This window comes from Burkholderia sp. BCC1977, assembly GCF_905339595.1.
Taxonomy (GTDB): Bacteria; Pseudomonadota; Gammaproteobacteria; order Burkholderiales; family Burkholderiaceae; genus Burkholderia.
Genome location: NZ_CAJPGQ010000179.1, coordinates 1 through 429, shown reverse-complemented (window position 1 = coordinate 429; position 429 = coordinate 1). Strand labels below are relative to the sequence as shown.

The window sequence follows — 429 nt, the reverse complement described above, 5'->3', positions numbered from 1 at the left end:
ACGTCGACCGGCCTGTCCTCGGCAACTAGCTCGATCAGCTCGCTGTCCACCTCGGCCTCGACCGGCATCAGCTCGCTGTCGACCGGCCTGAGCTCGACCGACAGCTCGGTGGCCTCGCTGTCGACCTCCACGTCGACGGGTCTCTCGTCGGCAACCAGCTCGATCAGTTCGCTGTCCACCTCGACCTCGACCGGCATCAGCTCGTTGTCCACCGGCCTGAGCTCGACCGACAGCTCGGTCGCCTCGCTGTCAACCTCCACGTCGACCGGCCTGTCCTCGGCAACTAGCTCGATCAGCTCGCTGTCCACCTCGACCTCGACCGGCATCAGCTCGTTGTCCACCGGCCTGAGCTCGACTGACAGCTCTGTCGCCTCGCTGTCGACCTCCACGTCGACCGGCCTGTCCTCGGCAACCAGCTCGATCAGTTCG

The 429-nt window shown here is 66.0% G+C and carries 1 protein-coding gene; it reads right to left on the bottom strand.

Annotated features, from left to right (window positions below; all coding sequences use genetic code 11):
• The coding region (locus U5771_RS35360) for a hypothetical protein (protein ID WP_322028207.1) at positions 1 to 341 on the bottom strand (341 nt) is incomplete at its 3' end.
• Positions 342 to 429 lie beyond the last annotated feature (88 nt).